Raw genomic sequence first — 9,779 nt, 5'->3', positions numbered from 1 at the left:
AGTCGGAGAGGAAGTCGTCCATGCCGTCGCCATCTGCCTGACCGGAGTCGCGGGCATCCAGCGAATCGTCGACGCTGCGGCCGCGCAACAGGTCGGGGCCTCGGGGCCGGCGACCGGGGCCCCGACCGGGGCCGGCGCGGGGTTGGCCGGGGCGGCGTTGGCCGGGGCCGGTACGGCCGGCGGCCGCGGCTCGGCCCGCCGGGCGGTCGCGGGCTCGCGCTGCGGGGAGTCCGGGCCGGCCAGGAAGGTGGCCGGCACGGTGCGGGTGGTGCGGCCTGGCGGGTCGAGCGGCGTCACTGCGAGGACCTCCTGGATCGGGGCCGGCGGGTTCGGAGGGGCGTCGGTGAACTCGCCGGCGGCTGGTTCCGGCGGATGAGGGTGGACTCGGGTGGAGCGGGGGACGGCGGGTGACGACAGGTGGAGCCGGACGGAGCCGGACGGAGCGGGATCAGACGGTGAGCGCCAGGCGGTTGATGGCGGCGAGCGGGATCGGCAGCCAGCTCGGCCGGTGCCGGGCCTCGTACACGACCTCGTACACCGCCTTGTCGATCTCCAGGGCGCGCATCAGTTCGGGGGAGGCGGCCGGGTCGGTGCCGCCGCCGGCGGTGTAGCCGGCGCTGTAGGCGGTGCGGTTGCGCTGCGCCCAGGCGGCCGCGAGGTGGGCCAGTTCCGGGTCGGACGGCCCGCCGGCGAGCAGGTGGGCGGCGGCGTAGTCGAAGGAACGGAGCATCGCTGCCACGTCCCGCAGCGCCGTCTGCGGTTCGCGCCGCTCGGTCACCGACTTGGCGGGTTCGCCCTCGAAGTCGAGCAGCACCCAGCCGTGCGGGGTGCGCATGGCCTGGCCGAGGTGCAGGTCGCCGTGGATCCGCTGGACCGGCAGGCCGTCGGGGTGGGCGTCGGCCATCTGCTGGAAGGCGGAGCGCAGCGCGGCCCGGTAGCGCATCAGCCCGGGGACGGCGGCGACCGCGCTGTCGAGGCGGTCGGCCATCGCGGAGGCCAGCCGTCGGGTCTGCGCGCGGTCGAGGCGGGCGACGGGCATCGAGCGGGCCAGTACCCGGTGGACCTCGGCGGTGGCCCGGCCGAGCCGGTGGGCCTCGATGGCGAAGTTGCCGGGGGACGGGTCGCCCTTGAGGCGGCCGACCTGGTCCAGCGCGAGTTCCCAGCCGTCCTCGGCCTCGGGCAGGTAGCGCTGGAGCAGCCCGAGGGTGGCCGGCTCGGCGCGCTCCAGACGGCTCTCGAACCAGGCGGCGACCCGGGGGATGCGGGTCGAGCCGGCCCGGGAGAGCGCCAGCGAGAGTTCGAGGTCGGGGTTGGTGCCGGGGTGGATGCGCCGGAACAGCTTGAGGATGTAGGAGGTGCCGTAGATGACCGAGCTGTTGGACTGCTCGGCGGTGGAGGCGCGGCCCGGGAGGTTGGTGGGAAGCCCGGAGCCGGGGGTGCGGCGGAACGACAGCGAGCCGAACCGGTCGCCGGTGGCGAGGTGTTCGAGCAGCCGACCGGTGAGTTCGGGGTCGTGCACGGCGTCGTAGAGGGCCGCACCGTCGTACGGGCCCTGGGTGAGCCGGCCGAGGACGGCGGTCGGCTCGATGCCGGCCGGGCCCTGCGAGCGGATGCCGAGCAGCAGCTGGTACAGGTCGCCGTGCGGCGCGCCGGCGGTGGTGGCGTGCTCGACCCGGAGCAGCAGGTGCAGCAGGGCGGGGTCGCCGACCTGGAGGGGGGTGCCGACGAGGGGGGTGAGGCCGGTGATCGGCCGTCCCTTGCCGGCGTACCAGCGCTGGGTGGGGAGCCACTCGGCGATCAGGGGCAGAGCCGCCTGGACGAGTTCGCTGACCCCCAGGGCGGTTCTCCGGGCCCCGGTGCCCCGCGTGCCGACCGGCACGGCGGAGCCGGCGGGGGTGTCACGGTGCAGTGGAGCTTGAGAACGGGAGGTTTCGGACATGACTCCCTTTCCCCGGAAGAGGCGGGCGGACTGCCCGACGGGTCTGGCCGGGTCCGTCAGTCTTCCGGATTGCGGCGGCGCGGCGGCGACGGCACGCGAGCGTTGCGCCCGGGTGTCACGCCTTCGTGTGGGTGGCCGTTGGGCTGTTCTCCGTACGCGGTGGTGCAGAGAACTCCGGGGGCGCGGGTTCGAACTCGCGCCCCCGGAGGGTTCGATGAGCTTCCGGCGGCTGCCGGATCGTTACTTCGGATGCCTGGTTCCGCTCAACCGGGGGGGCCGGCGGAGCTGGAACCAGTAGAAGCCGTGCCCGGCGAGGGTGAGCAGGTACGGCCACTCGCCGATCGAGGGGAAGCGCACCCCGCCGATCAGCTCGACCGGGTAGCGTCCTCCGAACTGCCTCAGGTCCAGTTCGGTCGGCTGTGCGAACCGCGAGAAGTTGTTCACGCACATGACCAGGTCCCCTTCGTGCTCACGGACGAAGGCCAGCACCGCGGGGTTGCTGGAGGGCAGTTCGGTGTACGTCCCGAGGCCGAAGGCCGGGTTGAGCTTGCGGATCTCGATCATGCGACGCGTCCAGTGCAGCAGTGAACTCGAACTGCTCTGCTGTGCTTCGACGTTGGTCACCTGGTAGCCGTACACCGGATCCATGATGGGCGGCAGACTGAGCCTGCCCGGGTCGGCGGACGAGAAACCCGCGTTGCGGTCCGGGGTCCACTGCATCGGGGTCCGGACGCCGTCCCGGTCGCCGAGCCAGATGTTGTCCCCCATGCCGATCTCGTCCCCGTAGTAGAGCACCGGCGAGCCGGGGAGGGAGAGCAGCAGCGCGGTGAACAGCTCGATCTGGTTGCGGTCGTTCTCCAGCAGCGGGGCGAGCCGGCGGCGGATGCCCACGTTGGCGCGCATCCGCGGGTCCTTGGCGTACTCCGCGTACATGTAGTCGCGCTCCTCGTCGGTGACCATCTCCAGGGTCAGCTCGTCGTGGTTGCGCAGGAAGATGCCCCACTGGCAGCCGCGCGGGATGCTCGGCGTCTTGGCGAGGATCTCCGAGACCGGGTACCGGGACTCCCGGCGGACCGCCATGAAGATCCGCGGCATCACCGGGAAGTGGAACGCCATGTGGCACTCGTCGCCGCCGGAGGCGAAGTCGCCGAAGTAGTCGACGACGTCCTCCGGCCACTGGTTGGCCTCGGCGAGCAGCACGGTGTCCGGGTAGTTGGCGTCGATCTCCTTGCGGACCCGCTGGAGGAACTCGTGGGTCTCCGGCAGGTTCTCGCAGTTGGTGCCCTCGCGGGCGAACAGGTACGGCACCGCGTCCAGCCGGAAGCCGTCGATGCCGAGGTCGAGCCAGAACCGGAGCCCGGCGATCATCTCGTCCTGGACGCGCGGGTTGTCGTAGTTGAGGTCCGGCTGGTGCGAGAAGAACCGGTGCCAGTAGTACTGCTTGCGCACCGGGTCGTAGGTCCAGTTGGAGGTCTCGGTGTCGACGAAGATGATCCGGGCGTCGGGGTACTGCTTGTCGTCGTCGGCCCACATGTAGAAGTCGCCGTACGGGCCGTCCGGGTCCTCCCGGGAGGCCTGGAACCACGGGTGCTGGTCGCTGGTGTGGTTCATGACGAAGTCGATGACCACGCGCATGCCGCGCAGGTGGGCGGCGTCGACGAACTCCATGAAGTCGGCGAGGTCCCCGAACTCGGGCAGGACCGACTTGTAGTCCGCCACGTCGTACCCGCCGTCGCGCAGCGGTGAGGCGAAGAACGGCGGCAGCCAGAGGCAGTCGACCCCGAGCCACTGCAGGTAGTCGAGTTTGGACGTGAGCCCCCGGAGGTCCCCGACCCCGTCGCCGTTGCTGTCCTGGAAGGACCGCACCAGCACCTCGTAGAAGACCGCACGCTTGAACCATTCCGGGTCCAGGTTCTTCTTCGAGGTCTCGGGGAAGGTGTCGGGAACGGGCTCGTTCACTGTCACGCTGGGTTCCTCCGAACCGTGAGGAGGTGAGCCGGCTCGGTTGAGGGATCGAGCCGGACGTAGTTGTGCCGGCCCCAGGTGTAGGCGGCGCCGGTGAGCTCGTCGTGGACCGCGTACGGCCCCTCCCCGTCGAGGGTGACGGTGGCCTCCTGGGCGTGGTGCGGATCCAGGTTCACCACGGTGATGACGTGGTCGGTGAGGCCGTCGGGCGTCAGGGCGGTCTTGGAGTAGGCGAGCACCTGGTCGTTGTCGGTGGGGTGGAAGCGCAGGGAACGCAGCTGCTGGAGGGCCGGGTGACGGCGGCGCAGCCGGTTCAGGACGGTGAGCAGCGGGGCGAGGGTGTCGGTGCGGCTCCAGTCCCGGGGGCGCAGTTCGTACTTCTCCGAGTGCAGGTACTCCTCGGAGCCGGGGTGTGCCGGCTCGTTCTCGTACAGCTCGTAGCCGGCGTACACGCCGTAGCTGGGGGAGAGGGTGGCGGCCAGTACGGCGCGCACCGCGAACGCGGCCGGACCGCCGTGCTGGAGGAAGTCGTGCAGGATGTCCGGCGTGTTGGGGAAGAAGTTGGGCCGCATGTAGGCGGCCGCGTCACCGGAGAGTTCGGTGAGGTACTCGATGAGTTCCTGCTTGGTGTTGCGCCAGGTGAAGTACGTGTACGACTGGTGGAAACCGATCTTCCCCAGGGTGTGCATCATCGCGGGGCGGGTGAACGCCTCGGCCAGGAACACCACGTCCGGGTCGGTGCGGGCGATGTCGGCGAGCACCTTCTCCCAGAACGCCACCGGTTTGGTGTGCGGGTTGTCGACCCGGAAGATCCGCACGCCGTGGGCCATCCAGAACCGGAGCACCCGGATCGTCTCCTTGACGATTCCGTCCATGTCCTGGTCGAAGTTGATCGGATAAATATCCTGATACTTTTTCGGCGGGTTCTCGGCATAGGCGATGGTGCCGTCGGTGCGGTGGCTGAACCATTCCGGGTGCTTGTTCACCCACGGGTGGTCCGGCGAGCACTGCAGCGCGAAGTCCAGCGCCACCTCCAGGTGCAGCGCCGCCGCCTCGGCCACGAAGTGGTCGAAGTCCTCGATGGTGCCGAGGTCCGGGTGGACGGCGTCGTGGCCGCCCTCCGGCGAGCCGATCGCCCACGGCGAGCCGACGTCGTGCGGACCGGCCGTCAGGGTGTTGTCCGGCCCCTTGCGGAAGGCTCGCCCGATCGGGTGGACCGGCGGCAGGTAGACCACGTCGAAGCCCATCGCGGCGACCGCCGGAAGCCGCTCGGCCGCCGTCCGGAGACTGCCGGACCGCGGCGGCTCGACGCCCGACGGGTCGACCACCGCCCCCTCCGAGCGGGGGAAGAACTCGTACCAGGAGCCGAACAGCGCCCGCTCCCGGTCCACCTGGAGCGGGAGCGGGCGGGAGGCGCTCAGCAGCTCGCGCAGCGGGAACCGGGCCAGCAGCTCCTGGACGTCCGGGGCGAGCGCGGCGGCCAGCCGGGAGAGCGGCGGCAGACCCGGGTCGCGCAGCGCGTCGACCGCGGCCAGCACCTGGGCCCGGCCGTCCTTCTTCGGCACCCCGGAGGCGGCCCGCTCCAGCAGCTGGGCGCCCTCCTCCAGGACCAGCGCGGTGTCGATCCCGGCCGGCAGCTTGATCGACGCCGTCCGGCGCCAGGTGGCGACCGGGTCGGACCACGCCTCCACCAGGTACGACCAGCGGCCCGGTGCGGTCGGGGTGACGTGCGCGCCCCAGCGGTCGGTGCCCTCGGCCAGCTCGCGCATCGGCGTCCACGGGCCGCTGCGGCCGCGCGGGTCGCGCAGGACCACGTTGGCGTTGACCGCGTCGTGGCCCTCGCGGAAGACGGTCGCGGTGACCAGGAAGGTCTCGCCGGCCACCGCCTTGGCCGGGCGGCGGCCGGCGTCTACGAGGGGGCTGACGTCCAGGACGGGGATGCGGCCGATCACGGTGTCGCTCTCTGTCGTCTTGCGGGCGGCGGGCTTGCGGGCGGCGGGTTTGCTCGTGACGGGTTTGCTCGTGACGGGTTTTCCGGCGGCGGGCTTGCGTGTCGCGGCGCCGCGGCCGACCGGCTCGGTGCCGGTCCCGGCCTTCGCGGTGGCGGGCTCGGCGGCGGTCGCGCTGCGCCGTGTGGTGGTGGTGCGCTTGCGCGGTGCCGCGGGTCGGCTCTCCTCGGCCCCGGGTTGTCGGGCCGGTTCGTCCGCTCGCTCCGTACGGATAGCCCCGGCTCCCCGGGGACCCGGCATCGACGCGTCTGTCCGGATGTCAGAATCCATCCGTCCGGCCGATTCCGCGACCGCTGCGTCGGGGCTGTCGGCCACCGGTGTGGACTGGTCCCGCGTGTCGCCGTGCATGCCAAACTCCTGCCCGAGATCGGCGGCAGCTCCCGCGGGCCGGCGGGGCCAGGGGAGTACCGGGAGGACTGCTGGGTGGGGAGGACGTGCGACCGGAAGCCTGCCCGCGCCGCCGTCCCCGGCAACCTGCCCCGCTCCCGCCGAGCCCGTGGCGGGACCCCCGAGAGCCCGCGCGCGTCCCGGCGCACGCCTCTCGGGGCACACCCCTGGGCGACCCAACCCACCCGTGAACGAGCAGGCCGAGTCCGAGGACACGCGTCGGTGCGCGGTGAGCGCCGAATGGACCAAGGAAGAAGGGGAACGGTCAACGCGAAAAGGATTCGGACGTGCTGCTTCTCGGGGGAGCGCCACCCGTCTCCGCACACCCCGAAGCATCAACGACCCTGGCTCATCGTCGCATCGGCGACACGACTTTCGCAGCGGTATGACAGTAGTTTCGGGCGTGATCGGGGTCGGAACCGTCACCGGAAAAGGATCTTTTCCGCCGTGTTCACGTATTGGTGGCGCGGCCCCCGGAAAAGTGCGCCTCGTGCGCCCCCCGTGCAGCCCAATGCGCCGAATGCGATCTCATCAATAGGCCGAACGGAGGTCGAATAGACCAACTGACGCACCATCATGCCAGTGCCCGCGGCTACGCTTCACGCCGTGAAGGCAATCCGCAGATTCACCGTCCGCACCGTCCTGCCCGAACAACTCCAGCCGTTGCACGAGCTGGCCCTCAACCTGCGCTGGTCCTGGCACCCCGAGACCAGGGACCTCTTCCGGTCCGTGGACCCGGAGGTCTGGGCCGCGACCGGCGAGGACCCGGTGCGACTGCTCGGGGAGGTCCCGGCCGCCCGGCTCGCCGCGCTCGCCACCGACCGGCGCTTCCTGCGCAGACTCGGAGACCTCGCCGACGACCTCCGGGAGTACCTGGCCGGCCCGCGCTGGTACCAGTCGGCCGGGCAGGCGGCCGACGTCCCGCTGCCCGCCGCCGTCGCCTACTTCTCGCCCGAGTACGGCATCGCCGCCGCGCTGCCCCAGTACTCCGGCGGCCTCGGCATCCTCGCCGGGGACCACCTCAAGGCCGCGAGCGACCTCGGCGTCCCGATCATCGGCGTCGGGCTCTTCTACCGGCACGGCTACTTCCGGCAGTCCCTCGACCGGGACGGCTGGCAGCAGGAGCGCTACCCGCTGCTCGACCCGGACGAGCTGGCCGTCACCCTGCTCCGCGAGACCGACGGCACCCCCTGCCGGATCGACCTCGCGCTGCCCGGCGGCCGCACCCTGGCCGCGCACGTCTGGAAGGCCCAGGTCGGGCGCGTCCCGCTGCTGCTGCTCGACTCCGACATCGAGGCCAACTCGCCCGCCGAGCGCGACGTCACCGACCGCCTCTACGGCGGCGGGAGCGAGCACCGGCTCCTTCAGGAGATGCTGCTCGGGATCGGCGGTGTCCGCGCCGTCCGCGCCTACGGCCGGCTCACCGGCCACCCCGCCCCCGAGGTCTTCCACACCAACGAGGGCCATGCCGGCTTCCTCGGCGTCGAGCGGATCCGCGAGCTCGTCGCCGACGCCGGACTCGACTTCGCGGCGGCCCTGGAATCGGTCCGGGCCGGCACCCTCTTCACCACCCACACGCCCGTCCCGGCCGGCATCGACCGGTTCGACCGCGACCTGGTCGCCCGGCACTTCGGCGGCGACACCGCCCTGCCCGGCGTCCCGGTCGAGCAGGTCCTCGCACTCGGCGCCGAGAGCTGGCGCGGCGGCGACCCCAAGCTGTTCAACATGGCTGCCATGGGTCTGCGGCTCGCCCAGCGCGCCAACGGCGTCTCCACCCTGCACGGCGAGGTCAGCCGGTCCATGTTCAGCGGCCTCTGGCCAGGGTTCGACACCGCCGACGTCCCGATCACCTCCGTCACCAACGGCGTCCACGCGGCGACCTGGATCGACCCGGCGGTGGTCCGGCTCGGCGCCGCCGAGATCGGCGCGGACCGCGCCGAGGCGGCCATGACCACCGGCGACACCCAGCGCTGGACCGGCCTGGAGCGGATCGGCAACACCGAGATCTGGGAGCTGCGCCGCACCCTGCGCGCCCAGCTGGTCGACGAGGCCCGCCGCCGGCTGCGCGCCTCCTGGCGCCAGCGCGGCGCCGGTGAGGCCGAACTCGGCTGGGTCGCCTCGGTGCTCGACCCGGACGTCCTCACCATCGGGTTCGCCCGCCGGGTGCCCTCGTACAAGCGGCTCACCCTGATGCTCCGCGACCCGGAGCGCCTGCGCGCCCTGCTGCTGCACCCGACCCGGCCGGTCCAGATCGTGGTCGCCGGCAAGGCCCACCCGGCCGACGACGGCGGCAAGCGGCTGATCCAGCAGATGGTGGCCTTCGCCGACGACCCGGCCGTCCGGCACCGGATCGTCTTCCTGCCCGACTACGACATGGCGATGGCCCGGCACCTCTACCCGGGCTGCGACGTCTGGCTCAACAACCCGCTCCGCCCGCTGGAGGCCTGCGGCACCTCGGGGATGAAGGCGGCGCTCAACGGCTGCCTCAACCTGTCCGTGCTGGACGGCTGGTGGGACGAGTGGTTCGACGGCCAGAACGGCTGGGCGATCCCCACGGCCGACACCGGCGACGGGGTGCTCGACCCGGAGAGCCGGGAGGCCGAGCGGCGGGACGACATCGAGGCCGCCGCGCTGTACGACCTGATCGAGGAGCAGGTGGCCGCCCGCTTCTACGACCGGGGCGGCGACGGGCTGCCGCACCGGTGGATCGCGATGGTCCGGCACACCCTGGTGACCCTCGGTCCCAAGGTGCTGGCGGGCCGGATGGTCCGCGAGTACGTGGAGCGGCTCTACGCCCCGGCGGCGGTCGCCCAGCGCGAGCTGGCGGCGGCCGGCCCGGCCGTCGGGACGGCAGGGATCGTCGGGACGGCAGGGGTCGTCGGGGCGGCGGCGGAGACCGGCGTCGTCGGCGAGGCGGGGGGCCTGGGGACCGGGCCGACCGCCGTCCCGCACGCCGGAGCGCGTGAACTGGCCGCCTGGAAGGCCAGGGTCCGGGAGGGCTGGCCGGCCGTCCGGGTGGAGCACGTCGAGGCGGACTGCCCGGACGAGGCGCAGGAACTGGGGAGTTCGCTGGCGTTGCGGGTGCAGGTCGCGCTCGGTCCGCTGGAACCCGCGGACGTCGAGGTGCAGGCCGTCTCCGGCCGGGTCGACGAGTCGGACCGGATCTCGGACGGCTGCCTGCTCGCCCTCAAGCCGGTCGGCGGGCCCGACCTCGACGGGCGGACGAGGTACGAGGGTTCCCTGGAGCTCTGCCGCACCGGTCCGTTCGGCTACACCGTCCGGGTGCTGCCGGCCCATCCGAGGCTGGCCTCGCCGGCCGAGCTGGGACTGGTCGCGCTGCCCCCGGAGGCGTCCGGGATGGACGCCGGGCTGCTGCGCTGAACCCGCCGGCGGGGCGGGGAGCCGGGCGGTCCGGCACCCCCCCCCCCCGGTGTTCGCGCCCGCCCAGAAGGGATTTGAAAACGAATAAAAACAGAAAA

4 protein-coding genes and 1 pseudogene are annotated in these 9,779 nt (G+C 72.3%); 1 reads left to right on the top strand and 4 read right to left on the bottom strand.

Translation table 11 applies throughout. From position 1 onward, the window contains the following. The 4 genes and pseudogenes from ABZY91_RS40245 to ABZY91_RS40230 all read right to left on the bottom strand — a co-directional run. Positions 1-297: pseudogene (locus ABZY91_RS40245) on the bottom strand (hypothetical protein); the annotation flags it as partial. Positions 298-448: 151 nt separating this feature from the next. Further along, positions 449-1,939 (bottom strand): phosphotransferase, encoded by a 1,491-nt coding sequence (locus ABZY91_RS40240; protein WP_355409018.1) that lies wholly within the window; start codon positions 1,937-1,939, stop codon positions 449-451. A 240-nt stretch (positions 1,940-2,179) separates the two neighbouring features. Further along, positions 2,180-3,904, bottom strand: a complete 1,725-nt coding sequence (treS, locus tag ABZY91_RS40235; RefSeq protein ID WP_329882976.1) for a maltose alpha-D-glucosyltransferase — start codon at positions 3,902-3,904, stop codon at positions 2,180-2,182. Further along, positions 3,901-5,856 carry an alpha-1,4-glucan--maltose-1-phosphate maltosyltransferase gene (locus ABZY91_RS40230; protein ID WP_355409016.1) on the bottom strand — a complete coding sequence of 652 codons (1,956 nt, stop codon included), beginning with the start codon at positions 5,854-5,856 and terminating at the stop codon, positions 3,901-3,903. The genes treS and ABZY91_RS40230 overlap by 4 nt, the downstream gene beginning before the upstream one ends. Positions 5,857-6,906: 1,050 nt before the next feature. On the opposite strand from ABZY91_RS40230, the gene glgP reads away from it, so the two are divergent. After that, positions 6,907-9,681, top strand: coding sequence for an alpha-glucan family phosphorylase (gene glgP, locus ABZY91_RS40225; RefSeq protein WP_355409014.1), 2,775 nt, complete (start codon positions 6,907-6,909; stop codon positions 9,679-9,681). Positions 9,682-9,779: the final 98 nt, after the last annotated feature.

The organism is Kitasatospora sp. NPDC002965 (assembly GCF_040611255.1).
Classification (GTDB): Bacteria; Actinomycetota; Actinomycetes; order Streptomycetales; family Streptomycetaceae; genus Kitasatospora.
Note: the sequence above shows the minus strand (reverse complement) of the source record. Positions and strands in the feature narration are given on the sequence as shown.

Coding starts and splice junctions, on each gene's coding strand:
- ABZY91_RS40240 (WP_355409018.1), bottom strand. CDS start 1,939: ATGTCCGAAACCTCCCGTTCTCAAGCTCCACTGCACCGTGACACCCCC.